This is a genomic window from Bacteroides sp. GM023 (assembly GCF_014750685.1).
Lineage (GTDB): Bacteria > Bacteroidota > Bacteroidia > Bacteroidales > Bacteroidaceae > Bacteroides.
Genome location: NZ_JAAXGE010000014.1, coordinates 323,079 through 345,537, shown reverse-complemented (window position 1 = coordinate 345,537; position 22,459 = coordinate 323,079). Strand labels below are relative to the sequence as shown.

Sequence of the window (22,459 nt, the reverse complement as noted above, 5' to 3'; positions counted from 1 at the left end):
GAAATGGCAACTCTGTAAATAGCTTCGCTCATATGGATTGTGAACAATGGAAAAGTCTGTTGTCCCAACTCTTTGTGACTTCACATAAGTCGCAAGTTATTTCATTATTCTATTTGGGAAACCATATTGAAACCATTTTTAAAGAAGCTATTACACAATGAATACGAAAATATATCCCCGTACCAATGATTCTCAGACTATTTATCTGAATACGGTAATCAAGAACCCTGCCATTACAGTTGGTGATTATACGATATACAATGATTTTGTAAACGATCCGGTTCTTTTTGAGAAGAACAACGTTTTATATCATTATCCCATCAACAAAGACCGGTTGATAATAGGAAAATTCTGTTCTATTGCCTGCGGAGCTAAGTTCCTTTTCAACAGTGCGAACCATACATTAAAATCTTTGTCCAACTATACATTTCCCATCTTCTTCGAAGAATGGAATTTGGATAAAAAAGAAGTTGCTTCCGCCTGGGACAATAAAGGTGATATCGTAATTGGCAATGATGTTTGGATAGGCTATGAAGCTGTTATCATGGCAGGAGTACATATTGGGAATGGAGCAGTTATCGCATCACGGGCAGTGGTAACGAAAGATGTTCCCCCTTATACGATAGTAGGCGGCATACCTGCCAAAGAAATCCGAAAACGTTTTGATACGAATACGATTGCCAAATTACAGGAACTGCAATGGTGGGATTGGAGTATCAGCAAGATAACCGAATGTCTCCCTTTCATCATGAACGGAAAAATTGAAGAACTAATGAAGAAATAAACAATATACATATGGAATTTGTAATAGAACCCGGAACCTCTTCCGATATAAATGAACTGGAGAACCTCTATGATGAACTGAATGATTACCTGGCAGCTACCACTAACTATCCTGGTTGGATAAAAGGCATCTATCCGATTCGGGAAGATGCCGTTGCCGGTGTGAGTGAAAACAGTCTTTTTGTAGCACGATGTGATGGTAGAATTGCTGGTTCAGTCATTCTGAATCATCAGCCTGAAGAGGCTTATGCGAATATCAAATGGAAAATAGACATAGATTATAGCCACATTCTTGTGGTGCGTACTTTTGTTGTGCATCCTTCCTTTTTACAAATGGGAGTTGGACGTGCACTAATGGATTATTCATTAGAATTGGCTCAAAGATTAGGAATGAGTTCTGTTCGCCTGGATGTCTACGAGAAGAATCTTCCTGCCATTTCTCTATACGAGAAATGTGGATTCGAATTTATTGATACAGTAGATTTGGGATTAGGTAAATATGGACTCGACTGGTTCAAGTTATACGAGAAAATCATTTGAATTGTTGCTTGGATATTTTTATTCTATGTAATTTTGTAGCATAATAAACAATCACATAATCCACATGAAGAAACTGGCTATCATATTCATTCTGTTACTATCAACATTCTCTTGTTTCTCACAAACGGAATTTACAACTTGCTTGTTTGACGGGGTAAGAAACAGAGTGATACCCATAGCTGTTTATCAGCCACAGAAGGTAAACTCAAAAACGAAAGTTGTTATATTCAATCACGGTTATGATGGAAATAAGAATAGCAAATCTAATCAGACCTATTCTTATCTGGCACGGTTCTTATCACAAAAAGGCTTTTATGTAATAAGCATACAACATGAATTGTCGAATGATTCTCTCTTGGCGATGGAAGGTGATTTTATGCAAACCCGTATGCCGAATTGGGAAAGGGGAGTGGCAAATATATATTTCACCATTCAGGAGTTTAAGAAGTTGAAACCACAATTGGACTGGGATAAACTTATACTGATAGGACATTCTAATGGTGGCGATATGACCATGTTGTTTGCTACAAAATATCAACAGTTAATAGATAAAGCCATATCTATGGACCATCGCAGAATGATTATGCCTAGAACGGAGAAGCCCCGGTTGTATACATTAAGAGGATGCGATTATGATGCGGATGCAGGAGTACTACCCACTGAACAAGAGCAGGAGCAATTTCATATGAAAGTAGTGAAATTGGATGGAGTAACGCATACCAATATGGGAGAGAATGGAACGAAAGAACAACACAATCTCATAAATCGGTATGTTTATGAATTTGTGCGATAAGTGGATGCAGTATTATTGCTAAATTTGCATTTATATATTAGTATGCTGATAGATTCACGTACAAATAACAATGACAAAAGAAGACAGCGTTGAAAAAACGTATCTTCTAAAGATAGAAATCCTGATAAAAGATATACGGCAATGAACAAGATGGTCTTTTTTATGATAAGTATGTTTTTCCTGTTTTCATCCTGTTTTGATTCAAAAGAGGACTCTCCCCCTATTCATCCGTTGGATATAATGTTGACATACGAGAATGAAGAAGGTCTTAATTTGTTTAAAACATTGTTGGAACTGCCTGAATCCGCCGAATCAATGAACTTAACTCAAAGGAAAGACTTACTGGAAGTGAAAATAGAGAACCTTTCTGCTTCGGATGCTTCTCTACAGGCTAGTGTCTATTATATTCCTAATTTAGGCGCTTTAAGCATTGATTGGAGTGATATGAGCATCTTTAATCAATATAATAAGAAACATACCCGAGGATATACTATTAAAATAAAAATCCCTGCGCTATATGGTGATGATGAATTTCATACAATCAAAACGACTTGGGAAGTTGAAGGATATGAAACCGTACCTTTACAGGTTATTCATCAAAATGACAATGTAAATTTCACCACTGATGGGGCTACGGCTTATATTAAGATTATTTTATAGTGTCCGGTAAATAAGTATTCGTACCAGGCGTGATTTTTCTTGTTATGCGAAGAGTATTATATCTATTTTATTCAATCTTCTAAGCCGTCCAACCTCTTTTTCTTGTAACTTTGCAGCCGATTACAGAGAAAAGAAGATTCGAGATGATAAATAAATATGAAGCACGGCTAGGGACAGAGCGCATGTTGCCGCTTGTTTTTAAGATGGCACTTCCGGCAGTGGCGGCTCAATTTGTTAATTTGCTTTATAGCATGGTCGACCGTATTTATATTGGTCATATCCCGGGAATTGGTACGGATGCATTGGCAGGTGTGGGAGTAACGACTTCGCTTGTTATACTGATTTCTTCTTTTTCAGCGATAGTAGGGGGTGGCGGTGCGCCGTTAGCGGCTATCGCACTTGGACAGGGAGACCGTTCACGCGCTGGAAAAATCCTGGGTAATGGTTTTATCCTGCTGATACTATTCACCTTGTTTACTTCTCTCATCGCATATACCTTTATGGAACCGATTCTACTCTTTACAGGAGCTTCGGAAAATACATTGGAGTATGCTGTCGACTATCTTTCTATCTATTTATTGGGAACTATCTTCGTAGAAATATCCACAGGTCTGAATTCTTTTATCAATGCACAGGGACGCCCTACTATCGCCATGTGTTCGGTATTAATAGGAGCACTGCTGAATATCGTCCTCGACCCGATTTTTATCTTTTGGCTCGATATGGGAGTGAAAGGTGCAGCCCTGGCTACAGTACTTTCCCAGGCATGTAGTGCCGTATGGGTTTTAACTTTCCTTTTCTCCCGACGTGCTTCTCTCCCTTTGGAAAAACGCTACATGACGTTGAACCGGAAGATTCTGCTTTCTATATTTGCTTTGGGCGTATCACCATTCATTATGGCAAGTACCGAAAGCTTGGTCGGCTTTGTTCTGAACAGCAGTCTGAAAGATTTTGGAGATATTTATGTCAGCGCATTGACCATCCTGCAAAGTGCGATGCAATTTGCAAGTGTCCCGTTAACCGGATTTGCGCAAGGTTTCGTTCCTATTGTGAGCTATAATTACGGGCACGGTGATAAGCAACGTGTCAAAGACTGTTTCCGTGTCGCATTGATAACCATGTTCTCATTCAACCTGTTATTGATGCTATTTATGATTCTATTCCCCTCAACAGTAGCTTCCGCCTTTACAAGTGATGAACGACTGATAGAAACAGTCCGCTGGACAATGCCTGTTTTCTTGGGCGGTATGACTATCTTCGGATTACAGCGAGCCTGTCAGAATATGTTTGTAGCCTTGGGACAGGCAAAAATATCTATTTTCATAGCCTTGCTGCGCAAAGCAATCCTGCTGATTCCGTTAGCATTAATATTGCCGCATTTTATGGGAGTAACCGGAGTTTATGCAGCCGAAGCTATTTCCGATGCTACGGCCGCCATCTGTTGTACCTTGCTATTCTTTTGGCAGTTCCCTAAAATACTGGGAAAAATCAAGGGAAATTCTTTGCGTGCGAATTAGAAGGATCGTTTGATTAAAAAACGTCCTTTCTTAAAAAACGAATATTTAAGCAGTAAAGGAAGCTTGTGGTTTCGTTTTCCTATGAACGAGGGCATAAAAACTCCTGCATTTGCCATTTGTGACTTTCGTCTTTTTACCGTTTGAATAATATGATGAGTAAAATGCTTTACTAATCTTTGCTTTACTTACTATTTGGACTGTGCTTTTGATGATAGTAGTCTGTATTGTTACTTTGGCTTAGCTATCATTTCTTAATAAACTAGAGTTGGAATCATTCTATAATTTCTTCCTCACCGATGAAAGGTAGCTTCCTCGGTGAGGAAGAGAGCGTTCCTCACCGAGGAACACCCCGTTGGTTTTAAACAAACAGGTGCTTTATCGGTGGATAAAAGTGCATATACTATATAGCTTTATACGATAATAACTGTTTTTTTTGTATATTGTTGCACGAATTTATGCAGTTTTTTCTTTGGTTTATAATTTTTGAATGGATTGTTTTCTTGTGGAATCTTAAAAATAGCACATTTATATAGTGGTTCTATAATACTTTTTTGAAAAAGGATTGTGTTGAAACTAAGGAAAAACAGCCATATAATTGCTCTTCTATACCAAAATGCTTACCTTTGTATCATAAAACAAAACCAGTAGAAAGGAGGATAGCTAAATGGCAAGACCGATTAAGGAAACCCCTATACTTTTTGGGGAAGATGCCCGCAGATTCGAGGAAAGGATGAAAAATCCTCCTAAAGAAACGAAAGAAGAACGGGAAAGAAGGTTGGCACATTATAGAGCCGTGATGAAAGCATTTAAGGTTTGATTCATTATGATATTGCCAGAAGAAACATTTCATGCGATATACGAGGTACGTCGTTTGAATAAGAAAGAAATTGTAAAATCGTTCGATTGCGGTGATGCCGATTTGAACGATTTTATTTTGAGTGAATCTCTCTTTTATAGAAAGACATTGCTGGCAGTAAGCTATGTGGTAGAAGAAAAGCTAGACAATCATCCCGTTTCTGCCTATTTCAGTTTGGCAAACGACAAGATTTCTTTGAATGATTTTGAAAGCAAAACAGAGTTCAACCGATTCCGTAAACACCGTTTTGTGAATGAAAAGCGCTTTGAAGAGTTATCCTGCTGTAAAAATCTGCCGCTTGGGTGTTGATAAGCGAACAAAAGGCGTACATATGGGGTCATTTCTGCTTGACTTTATCAAAAGTCATTTCATTATCGACAATAAGACTGGATGCCGTTTCTTGACTGTAGATGCCTATGCCGACGCTATCCCTTTTTATCAGAAGAATGGTTTCATACCTTTGAATGAAGAAGATGCTGACGCTGCTACCCGTTTGCTATATTTTGATTTGGCTACGATTGCCGATGATGATTTAGTTATTTGAGGGGAGATGCTGTTATAAGAACCTGATAGACTGTTACAAAACCAAAGATTTTATTTACATTTGCCCTTGTAAACAAAATCTAAGTAGAAAACATGAGAAAACAACTATCGGTCACATTCGCTTGTTTCTTTTTTGTTTCGGCTACGGCGTTCGCTCAAAGCTGGAAACCTTATGAAAAGATTGCGAAGGAAAAGACTTACAGAAAATCCGATTGCGTGACATTATTGGACAGCACGCTGGTATCTGTCCAACCTACCGGGCAAGGCTCTTTTGCCGTGTGTAAAGTAATCAAGGTACAGACTCCGAAAGGAGCGGTGACTAACCGGATAATTAAATATGACTATGACCCGCTAACTGCTTATGCCGAATTCAAACATGCAACCATTTATCGTGCGGATGGTCGGGTAGAAGAACTCGATGTGAAGAAAACTTGTGATTATGCTGCTCCCGCACGGGCGATTTATTGGGGAGCGAGACAAATAATGCTTGAAGTAGGTGCTTTGCAGCCCGGTGACATCGTAGATTACGAAATTGCCAAAAAGGGTTTTACCTATGCACTGCTTGGAGCCGGTGAGGAAGACGATTCCCGTTTTATTCCGCCTATGCGTGGGCAATTCTATGATATTGTTCCTTTTTGGAGCACCGTTCCCACTGTATGTAAAGTTTATAAAGTATCCATTCCGATGGAGAAAGAAATGCAATTTCAGTTTTATCAGGGAGAATGTACTTCGTCCATGCGCTATGAAGACGGGCGCAAGGCATATACCTTTGTGATGGAGAAGATGATGCCCTTTGCGAAAGAGCCGAATATGGTAGACCTTTTCGATGCTGCTCCCAAACTGATGATGTCCTCTACTCCTCAATGGGAAGATAAATCATTGTGGTTCAATAAAGTGAATGAAGACTACGGTAGTTTTGCTCCCTTCCCCGCTGCACAGAAAAAAGTGGATGAACTGATAAAAGGCAAGAAAACCGAAATGGAAAAGATTGCCGTGCTAACTCATTGGGTGGCTGATAACATCCGTTATTCAGGCATTTCAATGGGAAAAGGAGAAGGGTATACACTCCATAACACGGAAATGAACTATACCGACCGTTGCGGAGTTTGCAAAGACATAGCAGGCACCCTGATTTCATTTTTGCGTATGGCAGGCTTCGAAGCCTATCCCGCTATGACGATGGCGGGCAGTCGGGTAGAGAGTATTCCTGCCGACCACTTTAATCACTGTGTGGCAGTGGTGAAATTATCCAATGGGACTTATATGCCCCTTGACCCTACATGGGTTCCTTTCTGCCGCGAACTGTGGAGCAGTGCCGAACAGCAACAAAACTATCTGCCGGGCGTACCCGAAGGCTCTGATTTATGTATCACTCCGGTTTCAGCCCCCGAAAATCACTATGTACGTATCAAAGCAGACAATCGCCTGGAAGCGGATGGCACATTGCGGGGCACTTTTACCCTTACAGCCGAAGGACAGAGCGACAGCAATATCCGTCGTATCTTTACCACCGGATTCCAAAGCGAATGGAAAAATACGATGGAACGTCAGCTACTTGCCATCTCCCCGAAAGCCAGACTGTTGAGTGTGGATTATGGTAAAAATCCTAAAGATTATCAGTCAGCCCCCATTAAGATTACTTTCCGCTATGAGATACCCGATTACGCATTGAAGGGAGAAAAAGAAATGTTCTTCCGCCCGATGGTAATGAATAACCTTTATAATCAGGTACGTTCCTATCTGCGTATTGACACTTCGGTAGAAAATCGTAAGTATGGTTTCAAAGACGGTTGCTCACGCTTGGTCGAACTGGATGAAACCATTCAGCTTCCGGCAGGCTATCAACTGGTAAGTGACAGCAGAAACGAAACAATGCAAGGTACGGGAGCCGATTTCGAAGGTTCATTGATGCAGAAAGGCAATAAAGTGTTGCTCCATAACAGGCTCGCATTAAAAAAACGTGTTTATGAAGCTTCTGATTGGACAAGTTTCCGCAATGCCGTAAATGCCCACAAGGCGTATGATAACTATTTAGTGATTAAAAAGTAAAGCAGAATGAAAAATATACATTATTATATAGCTGTCCTGGCAATGCTGTTGTCTATGGCATTACCGATGCAGGCAGCTTCCGAAGCGGAGTTCGGGAAATTAAACAAGTCCTATACCATCCATACTGACGGCAGTCAGGAGATGCGTGTACAAAAAGAACTGACATTATTTACCCACGCGGCAATGAATAGTTTGTATGGTGAGAGTTTTATTATCTACAATCCGGAGTTTCAGGAATTGAAGATACACGAATCCTATACCCGCCAAAAAGACGGGACTATCGTAAAAACTCCTGCCAACGCATTTGTAGAAGTACTTCCTTCTGCGGCGGCAGATGCTCCGGCCTATAATGGTTTGAAAGAAATGGTAGTCGTCCACACCGGACTGGAACTGGGAGCTACCATTTATTTGGATTACTCCGTTATCACCCGTCCGGGATATCTGCCCGAACTGGATGTTTGCGAACAGATAGAAGAATTTTCTCCAATTAAAGAATACACCTTTTCATTGTCAGTGCCCGAAAGCAAACCTCTGCATTATGAATTGTTGAATGGAAAAGCTGCCCCGGCAGTGAAAACGACTGATGGTGTAAAAACAGTAACCTGGACATTGAGAAACGTGCAACCGCGTCCCCGTATGCTTGACGTTTCTTTGCCTGCCGGCAATGTGCAGGCTATTGTAGCTTCCACGTATGCTTCCAAAGCCGATGCATTGAAAGTGATTAAACAGCAGATGGGAGATAATGGAGAGGAAATTACCGAATTAGCGCAGAAGTTGACAGCCAATACAAAAAACACGGAGCAGAAAAAACAGATACTTGCTGCCTACGTGCAAGGACTGGGAAACTGCCGTTTGTCATTATCACAAACCGGATATCGTTTACGCCCGGCTGCCGAAGTCATTCGCTCGGCTTATGGGACAGAAGCGGAGAAAGCCGCTTTATTAGTCGCTTTGCAAGAAGCTATCGGTGTGCAAACAGAAATAAAAGCAGTTTTTCCTAAAACAGAAGATAAAGATGCGGCAGGACTCGCTGCTGTCAGCGGATTATTTGTAGACAGTCATACGATTGCCGATATGCAGGATTTTGTTTCCGTTGTCAATATGGATGCACAACCGATAAGCTTGAAACCACTTTTCCATGCTGTTTCACGAACAGATACGCTAAACGTGACTTCGCAAGCAGGAAAGAGTCTGAACGATGGTTATCAGATGTTCAGCTTACCACAAGCCCGTAGCGGATGGGCTGGTTATGATGCACGAGCTACGACCATGAATACGACTCGTCCTGTTAATCTGCTTCTGCGATATTTGCCCGACGAGACTTATACCTGCGTCATAAATATAGCAGATAAAATGAAACCGGTAGTTTTACCGACCGATAAAAAGGTTGAAAATGCGATTGGAACGATAGAAGTGGCAGTGAAAAAAACAGCGGATAAAATAGAGATTGTCCGTACCTTAAAACTGAAAAAACAATTGATAACTCCGGCAGAGTATCCGGCATATTATCGTCTGATGGCAGAATGGATGGATACTGATAAAACCACTTTACTCTTTCAATCTGCCCAATAAAGCTATTTGATAAAATTAGCGTAGTTTTGCGATAAACTCTGTCGGGCAAAATGCAGGTAGCATTGTTCCGGCAGAGTCTTTTTATTATATGTTCGTACTGTAAATGTGTAACTGGTTACATATTTATTGGGAAATATTTGTATGTTTGATTAAAAGCCGATATATTTGCGTAATCAATTACGTATTTAATGACGAAACTAGTAAAAATATGGACTTTTTTAATCAGACGGGCAAATTGGCTATCGGTAGCAGATTACGCATGCTGACCGATAAAATAACAGTAGATGCAGCTGCAATCTATAAAATGTTTGGAGTAGATCTCAAACCAAAGTGGTTTCCTGTGTTTTTTGTTTTATCACAAGGAGAGGCAAAAACCATTACGGCTATTGCAAAGGAGATTGGACATTCTCATCCTTCAGTGAGCAATATTATTAAAGAAATGGTGGCTAAAGGATTAGTGAAAGAGACAAAAGATAAATCCGACGGGAGAAGAAATGTGGTGATGTTATCTGCCAAAGGAAAAAAAATGTCCAACTCTTTTGCGGAGCAGTGTATAGATGTTACGACAGCTATTGAGCAAATCACGCGGCAAACACGGAATGACCTTTGGCGGGCTATTGAAGAATGGGAAAATCTCTTATCGGATAAGTCTTTGTTGGAACGGGTAAAAGAAGCCCAAAAAGAACGTGTGAGTAAGGATATAAGGATAGTTCCTTATGAATCTTGCTACCAGTCCGCTTTCCGGGCTCTTAATGAAGCGTGGATAACTGCTTATTTCCGGATGGAAGAGGCCGATTATAAAGCCTTGGAACATCCACAGGAATATATCTTGGATAAAGGCGGCTTTATTTTTGTAGCCCTTTATAAAGATGAACCGGTTGGTGTATGTGCTTTGTGCAAATTGAATAATCCGGTTTACGATTATGAACTGGCCAAACTTGCTGTCAGTCCTGTGGTGCAAGGAAAAGGTATCGGGGTGCTATTGTGTGAGGCTGTTGTAAAGAAGGCCAAGGAACTTGGCGGTAAGAAGGTCTTTATAGAAAGTAATACGCTTTTAAAGTCTGCCATTCATATTTATCGCAAGTTGGGTTTCAAGGAACTTCCTGAATATCATACCACCTACGAAAGGGGAGACATACAAATGGAATTAATTTTAGAAGAGTAAATGATGGAAAACGTGGAACGTGAATTTATAAAGAAACGCATTGCCCCATGTGGCCTGCATTGTGGAAAATGCTTTGCGTTTACTGAAGGTGACATATCCTGTCATAGCACAAAATTAAAAAAGTCGCTGGGTAACTTTGAAGTGTATGCACAGCGTTTTGTAGGTATGCTTGACGAGCCGGTCTTTGCAAAGTATCCTGACTTTAAGGAAATGCTGGATTATTTCTCTGTCGCTTCTTGTCAGGGATGTAGAAAAGAAAAGTGCAAGTTGTTCAAAACTTGCAATGTCCGTGCATGCAGTGAGGAAAAAGAAGTCGAGTTCTGTTTCCAATGCAGTCAGTTCCCTTGTGAACATACAGGTTTTGACGAACATTTATACAAAAGGTTTGTGACGATTAACAAACGGATGCGGGAAATCGGAATCGAGAAATATTATGAAGAAATAAAAGATGTACCCCGTTATTAGGTGACGGGGCATCTCTTTTTACTTCACTCCAATTCCCGGGCAAAAATATTGATTGCACGCAATGCCTTTGAAATTTCTGTCGAGGTTATCCCCTGACATTCTATTCTTAGTATTTTCTCCCAGTCCTCAAGGTCTACATTCCACTTGTTGATTTGAGGACACAGGGTAAAGAGAGCCGCGATATGTTTTATATCCAGCGAGCTCTTGATAGAGGTTCGGAAAATCAGTATTTGTTCTTCCATAGTTCTAAACTGTTTTTTTGTTGTTGAATAGTGCAAAGGTACGCCGAATAATGTCCTGAAATAGAATTATTCGACGAACACCCCCCATTATGCATGACGAAACCGGTAATATAAGCGCCTAACTTTGCCTGTTTATCGGCGGGAAGAACGCGTAAATCTGTATCCGTTTATATAAAGAAAATTGTATCTGTTTTCATTTTCCTTTTTTGCTTTACTTTGCAGCGTTGTTTTAATCTCCCTAAATATTTAATGATTATGAAGCTGAATTTCGCAAAAAGAATGTCTTATATCAAGGCATCGGAGATAAGGGAAATACTGAAGGTAACCGAACAGGACGATGTAATTTCCTTTGCAGGAGGTCTGCCCGCCCCGGAACTTTTCCCAGTGAATGAGATAAATGAAATAACCCGGATTGTTTTGGAAGAAGCGGGAACAAAAGCACTACAATATACTACAACAGAAGGTTACGCCCCTTTAAGAGAATGGATTGCCGAACGGATGAACAACCGCCTGGGCACAGCTTTCGATAAAGACAACATCCTGATTACCCATGGTTCCCAACAAGGACTGGATTTATCGGGAAAAGTCTTTTTGGACGAAGGCGATGTAGTCTTGTGCGAAAGCCCTACATACCTGGCTGCCATCAGTGCATTGAAAGCATACGGATGTCGTTTCATTGAAATACCGACCGATGCAGACGGTATGGATATGAATGTCCTGGAAGATGTTTTGAACAGTACGGAAAACATAAAACTGATATATGTCATACCTACCTTTCAAAATCCGACAGGAAGAACCTGGAGTTTGGAAAGACGCAGAAAGCTGGCAGAATTGTCCGCGAAATACAATATCGCAGTTGTCGAAGACAACCCATATGGTGAATTAAGATTCGAAGGAGAACACCTGCCATCTGTCAAGTCTTTTGATGAGGTTGGCAATGTCCTGTGCACAGGCAGCTTTTCCAAAATATTCTGCCCCGGTTTCCGGATTGGCTGGATGGCAGGGGATAAGGAGATTATCCGTAAATACGTTCTTGTGAAACAAGGCACAGATTTGCAATGTAATACTATCGCCCAAATGACTATCGCCGAATACTTGAAACATTATGATATCGACAAACATATTGCAAAAATAATCGAAGTGTACAGGAAACGCAGGGATATTGCCATGAAATGCATGGAGCGTTACTTTCCCGATACAGTCAAATTTACTCATCCCGAAGGCGGATTATTTACATGGATAGAACTCCCCGAAGGAATTCCGGCACGTGAAATCCTAGAAAAATGCCTGGAGAAAAAGATTGCTTTCGTTCCGGGCGGTTCTTTCTTTCCCAACGGAAACAGGGAAAACACCCTTCGAATCAACTATTCCAATATGCCGGAAGACAGAATAGAGAAGGGGCTTCAGATATTGGGAGAAGTCGTGACGGAATATATCCACAAATCAAAGTGACTCTTTAATCATATTCCCTAATATCATCAGACGTTCTTCGATAAAAGGACTCCACTGCTGACCGTAACTCAAACGCATACAATTTCTGTATTGCTCCTGCAACGTAAACATACGTCCGGGAGCAATACTGATTTTATGCCGCATAGCTTTATAGTACAGTTGTGTCGTATCTATCTTTTCGTCCAGTTCTACCCAAAGCATGAATCCGCCTTGCGGAGTGATGATTTTAGTATCTTCGGGGAAATAGTCGATGATAGAACGTGCAAAATGCAGGCTGTTCGCATGCAACTCATGACGTAGCTTACGCAAATGATTCTCATACCTGCCGTTCTCCATGAAATTGGCTATCGCTTCCTGGTTAAGAGTAGGTGAAGATATGAAATGAATATTTTTCTGACGAATCACGGCTTCCTTGAATTTTCCGGGTGCAATCCAGCCTACCCGGTATCCGGGAGCCAGCGTCTTTGACACGGAACCACACCATAGCACAAGTCCTTTTTCATCGAAAGCCTTACATGGTTTGGGACGTGAATTTCCGAAGAAAACATCTCCATATAAATCATCCTCAATCAAAGGAATATCATACTCTGCCAACATGCACACAATCTCCTTTTTGTGTTCATCGGGCATACAACTACCCATCGGATTGCTGAAATTACTGATAAGCAGGCACACATTTATTTGCGGTAACACCTTCCTCAGGGCGTCAGGTTCGATGCCCGTAACAGGATTTGTCGGTAGTTCCAGCACACGAAGTCCCATACTATTGGCTAATTGCAACATCCCGAAATACACCGGACTTTCAACAGCGATGGTATCTCCTCTCTGTGCAACGACGGACAGAGCTAAAGAAATAGCGTTAGTCACTCCTGTTGTCGTAACAATATCATCTTCCGTTAAATTACCATTCCAACTATATGTGAAACGGGCTACGTCTTTTCTAAGCCGGGCGTTTCCTTGCGCATCTTCATATCTCGTCCCGTTTCCCGGCAGCGAATGCATTGCTTTAGTCAGTTCTTTATTGAGTTTGGCAATGGGCAGAAAAACATCTTCCGGTATTCCCAGGGAGAAACGAGTGATGGATGTATCTTCTATCGAACTGTATACTTCGGCTATTAAATCCTCATCCCCCTTTCCCGTAAACTTAATTGCAGGCTGTGTCGTTGCCGGCGCGGACAAACGCAACGGTTTGTAATTGACAATATAACCGGATTTGGGCAGTGAAATAATAAATCCGTCCTTTTCCAATTCATAGTATGCCTGAATTGCGGTATTCAGGCTCACTCCATATTCATTGCTGATAGTACGCAGGGAAGGAAGTTTCTCCCCCATTTTCCATATACCTGTTTTTATCTGCCGTGCCATTGTTCCGGCTATTTTCTGATATAGAGTTTCTTTTTTCATGCTCATTCCGTATCCTGCAAATGTACATAAAATATAGCGGTATTTATTTTATGTGACAGAAAAAATGCTTGACCGGAACAATACGTTTATAATAGCGGCATTTCTACCCTTGTCACTTGTTCCTCTTCGGGCACATCAGGTCCGGTGTAATAATATTCTATAGATGTTCCCGAAGCTTTATATCCATTGACTTGTATCCATTCCATCATCTCATTGTATAGCGTTGCCAGTTCTGCATAGGTTCCTTTATGCAAACAGGAAACTATCTTTCTTTCCGGTATTATTATAGATTGAATTTCCCCTTCCCCTTGTAATTCCCTGGATGATTTGAGACCGATAATCATTCTGATATTTTGTTCGGTTAGGCTTTCAAAGTTGGGATATTCAACGTAGGGAATATCTGTTGTAATTTCTCCTTGTTTTTTGAATAAAGAGTCTATTTCTACAAAGTTCTCTCCGATAGCTTTCGACATTCCGTTCATATCAGTTTGTACTTCAACAGCCAAGGCAGGTTGCTGTGGTTGCTTCAATAGCATAATTTCTGAAATCTTTCCCATAATATATTGTTTCTTAAAGTGTTGGTAATCTATTGTTTCTTTACGACCGGAATATAAATATCGGTAACCAGTTCCGTTTCAGGAGTGGAAGTAGGCTGATTCATATACATCTCAAAACTAAAGGTACTTTGTGGCCGATACTTACTTTTCGGAAACCATTCTTCATAAATTTTCCGGTAGAATCTGTGTAATAAAGAATAATCTCCTGTATGCCTGAATATCGCATAGCGACCACCGGGAATTTCCATCACTCCTGGTTGAGAGTTATCTACTTTCTTATTATCTATCGTTACTCCGAGATAGAAACGGCATTTTTCCATGGGTGTGATGGACGGGTCGTCCATACTGACGCTTACGAATTTGCAATCCGATTTACCTTCATTATACTGCCTGGCATAATTTATAAGCCTGTTCCATATGAGTTTATATCGCAGCTCGTCCTTATACTTTTCACCGACTTCAATATAGAATATCTCCATTGGCTGAATTGACCAAATTTCAGGAGTGAGAGACGTGTGCTGTTCATCATACATCGGCTTATATTTTTCCCTATATTGAGATGCCGGTATTCCGAAATGCTTTTTGAAGGCTTTTGCTAGACTAAACTTGGTCTGATAACTTGTCTGCTCCAATATCTGATTGAGTGTAAAATCGGTGGATACCAACAGATGCGCTATATGTTCAAGCCGCAACCGTTGTATATAGATTCCTATATTCTCTCCGGTAACAGCCTGAAAGATCCTTCTGAAATAATATTTGGAAAGTCCGCTCATATCACTAAGCCTGTCCGTATCCAAAGAATCAAATAAATGATTATTGATATGAACGATAATATCCTGAATCTTTTGATGATGAATGTTACTGGTTTCCAATTTCTGTTTCCATCGCTTTAACTTGGGTAATCGTCCGTTAAGTAGATTTCTCAATTCTTCCGGTGAGTACATGGTGTCTGCATATTCATTATACTTGTCGGTGTATTTTATCCAAATATTAATCATTTCCGACATCGGAATATCAACAATATACTTTCCATCTTTCAGGCAATAATAGCAGTATTCGTCACTTCGCGAACCATCGGAGTTAGTACCCAGGTATTTCTCTACATCAAATCGTAAAGGCATCCCGCAACTTTGACAATACTTCTTGTTTATTTCTGATTCAATCATTTATCGGTTTGGTTTTCGTTTGATAGACAGAAGTTGTTCCATATCACTGAATAAGCTGGTATCTTTTAGTTCGAACATAATCCACTTCCCATCATGATAAGTAGTCGCCCCATCATATACCTTCAGTGTCTCGTTGGAGAAAACTTCTCGTTGCAGTTCAAACCTGGCACGTTCGTCTTTGCCAAAAATGACCATGAAACCAAGAGCTTGCTCTTTGGCGTATAGGGCACAAAGCGTTTTTCCGCCTTTGCGATATTTATATTCGTATTTCCAGGCTTTTCCGCCATAATTCCATAATTGCTCCATATTGTACTTCTGTTCAATGAGTTGGCAAAGCGAAGTCCATACAATATAAAGTTCTTTACCTATCAGGTTTTCCAGCATTTCGGGAGTGGGAATCTGCAAAGTCTCTTTCATGGCATCTATATTTACTTTCAATTATCAATATCACAAAGATAGACTGATTTTTCGATAGATAGTTGTCCAATATAGCTGTCTTTTATATGTTTTCGTATATAAAATACGTGTTTGAGAGTATTACAAGAGGGGATTATTCTCACTATAATGAGAATTAATTCTCAATACAATGAGTATTTTTTCTCATTATAGTGAGTATTTTTTCTCATAGGCATGAGAATGTTTGAGAAAAAGCATCAATGTATAAACTGCCATCATATTCCTTATATTTTGCATCTTTGTATATGTCTACCAGCTTATTACCATAATCAAGAATCATCTGTTGAGATTCTTGTGATAGGTTTGTTGCCAGGATGCCGCTTCCCAAAATGCCGGGATTGCATAAAATGCTATCTTTTCTTATTGAGTTCATCGTGAGTTCTACGCACGTGTAGCTTTTGATACCTTCTTTTTTCAGATTGGATGTGATGTAGTTTTCCAGGGATTCTTTATCATCTTCAGTTATGAAACCATACCACAATAAACACTTCATCCCTAATTGAGTTGCTTTTATCAGAACATCAAGATAAGTGTAGCCTGATTCTCCTTTCTTATCTATTTCGTAAGGGTCGATATGGATGAATGACGATTCGGGCAGTGAGGGTAATAGCTGCATCGTCCCTTCCAAAGAATTGGTATTATGTACTTCCACAGAGGTATTCAATCCTATTTGTTTGGTATAAAGAGCCACATTATCCAATGCACTCTTTTCCAAATCAAAGAATACAAATCTTTGTGTTTGCTTCCCTGATACATTCATAGCCAGTGCAGGCGAACCTAAATAATGCCCTTTTGCCATTTCTGCACTTTCCAGTTTGTAATAAATGGAATCCGTCAAGGACTTATCTTTATCCGCATTTTCTAAAAAATGATAGATGCCATATTGCTGTTCCGGAGTATGTGTCATTGTGTAAATGGCGCATGCCGAATTGGTCTCTACATATACTTGTGGCGCTTCATTCCGAAGGGCTTCACAGAGTATCAGATGTTTCAGAACATCCGGTTGTTTTGCGAAGTGAGTGTAAGTTGACATGTCGGTGTGTTTAAGAGTTAATCAATTCATGAATCTCGTTAATATGTAGATGTAAATGGTCTAAATATCCCTCTATCATATCCTGTAAAGTGACTTTTGTTCCTTCAAAGTCACACCAATAGCTGTCCAATTTTGTTTGGTCTACGGATTTTATTACTTGGATAATATGCAGGTTGAAGAACTTCCATAATTGAATTAAATTACTCCAGTCCGCATTTTGATAATCTTGCAATGCTATCCACAAATCATTGTCTTGGCGATAATCAGGGAAGAAAAGCAAGTCTTTGCAATATTGTAGTCTTATCATGCGTTGATGATTGTTTGATGCCGAGTCAATCAGATGCCCGAGAATCTGTTTAATTGTACGATTTTGTTTATTACGCTTCAATGTAATCGTTTCCTCTTGCAAGCTGATTAATACTTGTTCTTCGGTTTTTATAACATTATAAATCCCTTCTGTAACTTTGGAAAAATCGAAGTTTGACATGGCTTTCCCTTTCTTTAAATGTTTCTTGCGAGTTGCTTAATTATGCAAATATAAATAATTGCATAATATTTGCGAGTAAAAAGGGACTTTTTCTATCCAACTCTTTTTCAATTCTTTTTGAATATTACAATGCATGTATGTGCTCACCGGACGCAGTGATAATTAACCCGCCCTGGTCACTAACTACTATTTCATGTTTACCTTCAGGAGTCACTATGATTGAACCTGTCTGTAGGAAATGTTTCCCATCTGCTGATACCCGTACTTTGGAACTGGTATCTTTTTCGGAAGATTTTTCTTCTTTCTTCTCTTTCGTTGTTTTGTCTCTGTCACGACAGCTATCATAGCTATCCAAATAGCTTTTCATCTCGACCACCCTATTATCCACAAACCGGATTCTTACAACCTTGGCCGTACCATATTCGGAAGAACGGAACTCCAGTATTTCATCCTTATCATCAAAATCCCGATAACTTGGCTCACCCAAAATAGCTATCACCTCTTTGGGAAACATCCCTCGTTCTATACGCTCCAAGTTCTTATAACTGATTTTAGTCGTATAGCAACTACTGAATAACATTGCCAGTAGCAAAAGCAAAAAGGTCTGACTCTTTTTCATATTAAGTATAGTTTTGTGTTTCTTGATGTCACAAATGTAGAGCAAGAAAACCTTCTATACGAGTGATTCTTCCTAATTGCATATAGGGATTTCCCTAACTTCTCTAAGTAGTTTATCTATTATATCTGTGCCCTAAAGCACTTCCTGTAATCTGACGGTGTTATCTTCAAGTATTTCAGAAATAACCTGCGCATATTGTTTATTGTTATCAATCCACATTCGTCCGCAATAGTCTCTAATGTCAGTTGTGTTTCTGTAAGAAAGCGACAGGCGGTTTCTAATCTTAACTTTTCGATATACTTTGCCGGAGTTATTCCGGTTTCTTTGGCAAATACACGCGCGAAGTTCCTGGGGCTCATTAACGCTTGTTCTGCCAATTGTTCTACGGTAATCCTTTCCTTTAAATGTTCCGGCAGCCAGTCTTTGATATCCTGAATTGGTTTGTAATCGCTGTCCTGGTGTTTTAGTGTCACGCTGAATTGGGCTTGATTGCCGGGACGTTTTAAATATACAACCAACTCTCTTGCTACTTCTAAGGCTAATGTTCTTCCATAGTCTTCTTCAATCAATGCTAAGGCCAGGTCTATCCCGGAAGATACCCCGGCTGATGTATAAACATGTCCGTCTTTGACAAAGATGGATTCCCGGTCTACATCCAAAGACGGGTAATCTTTCGCCAGCTTGTCACATAATTTCCAATGTGTTGCTACTCTTCTGTTATTCAGGATAGATGCTTCTGCCAGGATAAAAGCTCCTGTACAGATAGAACAGATTCTTCGTACTTTGACAGCTTGTTGCTTTATCCATGAAAGTATTTTCGGGCTGACCATATCTTCCAGGTTTTCGGGAATACCCGGAATAAATAAGGTATCTATCTGATAATCCAACGATTTAATAGAACTTTCGCATTGCAGGCAAAGTCCTGATGAAGTTCGGACGATTCTGTTCTTATCTATTGATAGTGTATGGAGCACATACGTCGTGTTGGGTTTTCCTGTATGAGATTGGAGACATTGCGCAGCAAGTGAGAAGGCTTCGTAAGGCCCTGTAATATCAAGCAATGTGGCGTTGGGGACAACGAGGAATGCTATATGCGTGTATGTTCTATCCATATCCGGTTCCGTCTCTGTTTTAAGATGCACAAAGATAAGATAAATATGGCAGTTTTTGACGGAATATTGTCATTTCAGACAATTCTGAATATACCTACTTTTGTGGCGTTAATCATTTGTTTAATTAATAATGGTATTTGATTATGAAATTATTGGTGTTTTTGGCGAAAGGATTTGAGACGATGGAATTCAGTGTCTTTATTGATGTTATGGGATGGGCAAAGGCAGATTTCGGTTGTGATGTCGATGTTGTGACGTGTGGCTTGAGCAAGACTGTGGTCAGTGCTTTTAATGTTCCCGTTTTGGTAGATAAAACAATTGACGAGATTGTCGTCGATGATTATGACGCTCTTGCCATACCCGGTGGCTTTGAAGATTTCGGGTTTTATGAAGAGGCATATAATGAAAAGTTATTAGAGCTAATCCGCTTGTTCGACTCTCAAAAGAAATGGATTGCTACGGTATGTGTGGGTGCTTTGCCTGTTGGGAAGAGCGGAGTGTTGAAAGGCAGAAAAGCAACCACATATCATCTCGGCGGTGCACATAAACAGAAAGTGCTCCGGAATTTCGGAGCAACGGTTGTCAATGAGCCGATTGTAGTGGATGCTAATGTGATTACGTCTTATTGTCCGCAGACAGCCCACGGCGTTGCCTTGCTTCTATTGGAGAAGTTGACTTCTTATCGTGAGATGTCTTTGGTGAAAGAAGCTATGGGATTTTAATAATGATTCTGCAATGAAGAATTAATTCTTCTTGAACCATTTATAGAACCATTTGCCTACTTTCTCATAGTGCTGTGTCTCGGTATCGGTATATAACTTGGAGAAGAAAGAACTGTCCAGCGGTTCCCCCGATTGATTGGGATACAGTACAATCAGGCTATTATTAGAGAAGTATTTTCCTAATTGTCTCGGTAGTTTCTCAAACGAACTGTCATAAGAAAGCGTTCCGGGGCGTGCACTGATAATGACTAACAGATGGTCGTAACTAACTTGTCCGGTCAAGACCAGTAAATCGTTCCAGTCTTCCAGGGGAGAGAAGTCGGTCAGCACTTGTTTATGTCGTTTCTTTATCCAGGCTTGCAGGCGGATGGTGGTCTTTTCGTTTGCGAAGAAGTGTACGCGGCATCCGAGGGTACTTCCCATCCGGCAGAAATGTTCCATCCATCGTGGAAAACCTGATTCATATTCTGCTTTGGGCGGGACGGCAATGACAATTCGTTTGATTGTATTGACCGGTATCAGGAATTTGGAGATAATTATTTCGCAGTTCAATCCTTTCAGCAGGTTTTCGGTAAGCATTCCGAAGTATGAATCGGTGATGTTGACCTTGCGGTGCAAACCGGTGATAATACTCGTCACCTCATTTTCTTTCACTGAATGGATAATGCCGGAAGCGATATTTAAGTCATAACGGGTGAGCTGTTTCAACGGTACATTGGCAGCAGTTGTTGTCATGGCTGCTTTTTCCAAGTAACGTTTACTCCGTACTCTTAGGTTATCGGACGTATTATCATCATTGATAACATTCAGTGCCAGTAGATTATCTTTTAGTTTCGTATCACGTATTACTAAAGAAAGATTCATCATGTCTTCAATCGTATTCGGATTGGCAAGCGAAATCAGAATCTTTTCCGCTTCTGTTGAAGACTCCTTTTCCGGTTCAGAGTCGTCCATGGCAATTTTCCTGGCTGCCCGTTCGGTTATCAGCGAGCTGACTATGCAGGTAACCAGTATCAGCAGGACAGTTCCATTCAAGACATCATCATTCAGCAGGCGTTCGCCGTTGGGCAGGAATATGTTATATCCGACCAGCACTGCTGCCAGTGTTGCTGCCGCCTGTGCATTACTCAGACCGTACATCAGGTTTCGTTCAAGAACGGACATTTTGTATATCTTTTGTGTGAGCCAGCAGGCAATCCATTTACCAGTCAATGCCATTACAATCATAACGGCAGCCACTTTCAGCGCATCTCCATGCCCGAAGATAACGCGCAAGTTAATCAACATTCCCACTCCGATAAGAAAGTAAGGAATGAAAAGTGCGTTACCAACGAATTCAAGATGGTTCATCAATGGAGAAACATGTGGAATGAGCCGGTTCAGCACCAGCCCTGCGAGAAAGGCGCCTAAGATACCTTCCATGCCCACAAACTCCATAAGCCCCGCGCCCAGAAAGACCATGGCAAGAACGAATATGAACTGCATCACGTGGTCATTATATCGATGGAAGAACCAACGACCGATACGTGGGAAGAAATAGATGATGAATCCACCCAGGAAGATGACTTTTACTACCAACCATAGCCAAAAGAAACCGCCGGTTTCTCCTTTGAACAGACCGCCTATAACCGCCAGTACCAACAAAGTGAGCGTATCTGTCACTGCTGTTCCGCCTACCGCTATGCTTACGCTGCGATGGCGTGATATGCCAAAACGAGTGACGATGGGATAGGCCACCAATGTATGGGAAGCGTACATACTGGCTAGCAGTACGGAAGTGACAACACTGTATTTCAGATAGGATATATTTGCCACGAAGCCAATTCCGATAGGGATGACGAAAGCGAGCAATCCGAGAACTAATGCCTTATTGCGTGTTTCTTTGAAATCCCCCATATTCATTTCAAGTCCGGCCAGGAACATGATATAATAAAGCCCGACTTTTCCGAAAAGTTCAAAGCTGCTGTCGCGTGCCAAAATATTGAATCCATGCTCGCCAACCGCCAATCCTGCCAAAATCATGCCGATAATGTGAGGGATACGCAGCTTATTCAATAATATGGGGGCAAACAGTATGATGAGAAGTACAAGGAGAAATATCCATGTAGGGTCGGTAATAGGGAATGTTAAATCAAGGCCAATCCAATCCATAATTTGATGAGTTCGTGATATTTGTTGCGCAAAATAACTTAAAAAAATGCTTTTAAAAAAGCGATAACTAATAAAATATTGTTTTATTCTTTCCCATATAACTTTTATCTTTGCA

General features: G+C 40.5%; 22 protein-coding genes and 1 pseudogene. 13 read left to right on the top strand and 10 right to left on the bottom strand.

Features of this window, described 5'->3' with window-relative positions:
* Window positions 1-157 precede the first annotated feature (157 nt).
* From HC965_RS23980 to HC965_RS23930, 11 genes and pseudogenes are all read left to right on the top strand, one after another.
* The gene (locus HC965_RS23980) at window positions 158-784 is read left to right on the top strand and encodes a CatB-related O-acetyltransferase (RefSeq protein WP_191033846.1); all 627 of its coding nucleotides are present in this window, start codon (window positions 158-160) and stop codon (window positions 782-784) included.
* Window positions 785-795: 11 nt separating this feature from the next.
* Window positions 796-1,323 (top strand): GNAT family N-acetyltransferase, encoded by a 528-nt coding sequence (locus HC965_RS23975; protein ID WP_191033845.1) that lies wholly within the window; start codon window positions 796-798, stop codon window positions 1,321-1,323.
* Between the two features lie 64 nt (window positions 1,324-1,387).
* Entirely contained in the window at window positions 1,388-2,116 is a 729-nt protein-coding gene (locus tag HC965_RS23970; protein WP_191033844.1) for an alpha/beta fold hydrolase, read from the top strand.
* A gap of 162 nt (window positions 2,117-2,278) precedes the next feature.
* A complete protein-coding gene (locus HC965_RS23965) occupies window positions 2,279-2,776 on the top strand; it encodes a hypothetical protein (protein WP_191033843.1) in 498 nt (165 codons plus the stop codon).
* Between the two features lie 143 nt (window positions 2,777-2,919).
* Window positions 2,920-4,293, top strand: coding sequence for an MATE family efflux transporter (locus HC965_RS23960; protein WP_191033842.1), 1,374 nt, complete (start codon window positions 2,920-2,922; stop codon window positions 4,291-4,293).
* A gap of 664 nt (window positions 4,294-4,957) precedes the next feature.
* Window positions 4,958-5,110 (top strand): hypothetical protein, encoded by a 153-nt coding sequence (locus tag HC965_RS23955; protein WP_191033841.1) that lies wholly within the window; start codon window positions 4,958-4,960, stop codon window positions 5,108-5,110.
* A 6-nt stretch (window positions 5,111-5,116) separates the two neighbouring features.
* Window positions 5,117-5,693: pseudogene (locus HC965_RS23950) on the top strand (GNAT family N-acetyltransferase).
* Between the two features lie 92 nt (window positions 5,694-5,785).
* Complete coding sequence (locus HC965_RS23945) at window positions 5,786-7,741, top strand: DUF3857 domain-containing protein (protein WP_191033840.1); 1,956 nt, start codon at window positions 5,786-5,788, stop codon at window positions 7,739-7,741.
* 6 nt (window positions 7,742-7,747) lie between these two features.
* Window positions 7,748-9,313, top strand: a complete 1,566-nt coding sequence (locus HC965_RS23940) for a DUF3857 domain-containing protein (RefSeq protein ID WP_191033839.1) — start codon at window positions 7,748-7,750, stop codon at window positions 9,311-9,313.
* 208 nt (window positions 9,314-9,521) lie between these two features.
* Window positions 9,522-10,478 carry a GNAT family N-acetyltransferase gene (locus HC965_RS23935; RefSeq protein WP_191033838.1) on the top strand — a complete coding sequence of 319 codons (957 nt, stop codon included), beginning with the start codon at window positions 9,522-9,524 and terminating at the stop codon, window positions 10,476-10,478.
* Entirely contained in the window at window positions 10,479-10,943 is a 465-nt protein-coding gene (locus tag HC965_RS23930) for a DUF3795 domain-containing protein (RefSeq protein ID WP_223855004.1), read from the top strand.
* Between the two features lie 23 nt (window positions 10,944-10,966).
* Here HC965_RS23930 and HC965_RS23925 read toward each other — a convergent pair whose 3' ends face one another.
* Window positions 10,967-11,185 carry a hypothetical protein gene (locus HC965_RS23925; protein ID WP_044653248.1) on the bottom strand — a complete coding sequence of 73 codons (219 nt, stop codon included), beginning with the start codon at window positions 11,183-11,185 and terminating at the stop codon, window positions 10,967-10,969.
* Between the two features lie 255 nt (window positions 11,186-11,440).
* On the opposite strand from HC965_RS23925, the gene HC965_RS23920 reads away from it, so the two are divergent.
* Window positions 11,441-12,637 carry a PLP-dependent aminotransferase family protein gene (locus HC965_RS23920; protein ID WP_191033836.1) on the top strand — a complete coding sequence of 399 codons (1,197 nt, stop codon included), beginning with the start codon at window positions 11,441-11,443 and terminating at the stop codon, window positions 12,635-12,637.
* On the opposite strand, the gene HC965_RS23915 is transcribed toward HC965_RS23920, so the two are convergent.
* From HC965_RS23915 to HC965_RS23880, 8 genes are all read right to left on the bottom strand, one after another.
* Complete coding sequence (locus HC965_RS23915) at window positions 12,629-14,041, bottom strand: PLP-dependent aminotransferase family protein (protein WP_191033835.1); 1,413 nt, start codon at window positions 14,039-14,041, stop codon at window positions 12,629-12,631. The genes HC965_RS23920 and HC965_RS23915 overlap by 9 nt on opposite strands.
* An 86-nt stretch (window positions 14,042-14,127) precedes the next feature.
* Window positions 14,128-14,598 carry a GyrI-like domain-containing protein gene (locus tag HC965_RS23910; protein ID WP_191033834.1) on the bottom strand — a complete coding sequence of 157 codons (471 nt, stop codon included), beginning with the start codon at window positions 14,596-14,598 and terminating at the stop codon, window positions 14,128-14,130.
* Window positions 14,599-14,627: 29 nt separating this feature from the next.
* Complete coding sequence (locus HC965_RS23905; RefSeq protein WP_191033833.1) at window positions 14,628-15,764, bottom strand: GyrI-like domain-containing protein; 1,137 nt, start codon at window positions 15,762-15,764, stop codon at window positions 14,628-14,630.
* Window positions 15,765-16,181, bottom strand: a complete 417-nt coding sequence (locus tag HC965_RS23900; RefSeq protein ID WP_191033832.1) for a DUF3788 domain-containing protein — start codon at window positions 16,179-16,181, stop codon at window positions 15,765-15,767. It lies immediately after the preceding gene.
* Between the two features lie 205 nt (window positions 16,182-16,386).
* Window positions 16,387-17,253, bottom strand: coding sequence for a 23S rRNA (adenine(2030)-N(6))-methyltransferase RlmJ (locus HC965_RS23895; RefSeq protein WP_191033831.1), 867 nt, complete (start codon window positions 17,251-17,253; stop codon window positions 16,387-16,389).
* A gap of 10 nt (window positions 17,254-17,263) precedes the next feature.
* Window positions 17,264-17,740 (bottom strand): DinB family protein, encoded by a 477-nt coding sequence (locus HC965_RS23890; protein ID WP_191033830.1) that lies wholly within the window; start codon window positions 17,738-17,740, stop codon window positions 17,264-17,266.
* A 124-nt stretch (window positions 17,741-17,864) separates the two neighbouring features.
* The gene (locus tag HC965_RS23885; RefSeq protein ID WP_191033829.1) at window positions 17,865-18,359 is read right to left on the bottom strand and encodes a hypothetical protein; all 495 of its coding nucleotides are present in this window, start codon (window positions 18,357-18,359) and stop codon (window positions 17,865-17,867) included.
* A 119-nt stretch (window positions 18,360-18,478) separates the two neighbouring features.
* On the bottom strand, window positions 18,479-19,471 hold the full coding sequence (locus HC965_RS23880; protein ID WP_191033828.1) for a GlxA family transcriptional regulator: 993 nt from the start codon (window positions 19,469-19,471) through the stop codon (window positions 18,479-18,481).
* 143 nt (window positions 19,472-19,614) lie between these two features.
* Between HC965_RS23880 and HC965_RS23875 the strand changes: the two genes are divergently transcribed.
* Complete coding sequence (locus HC965_RS23875) at window positions 19,615-20,193, top strand: DJ-1/PfpI family protein (RefSeq protein WP_191033827.1); 579 nt, start codon at window positions 19,615-19,617, stop codon at window positions 20,191-20,193.
* Between the two features lie 21 nt (window positions 20,194-20,214).
* On the opposite strand, the gene HC965_RS23870 is transcribed toward HC965_RS23875, so the two are convergent.
* Window positions 20,215-22,344 (bottom strand): cation:proton antiporter, encoded by a 2,130-nt coding sequence (locus HC965_RS23870; protein WP_191033826.1) that lies wholly within the window; start codon window positions 22,342-22,344, stop codon window positions 20,215-20,217.
* Between the last annotated feature and the right edge of the window lie 115 nt (window positions 22,345-22,459).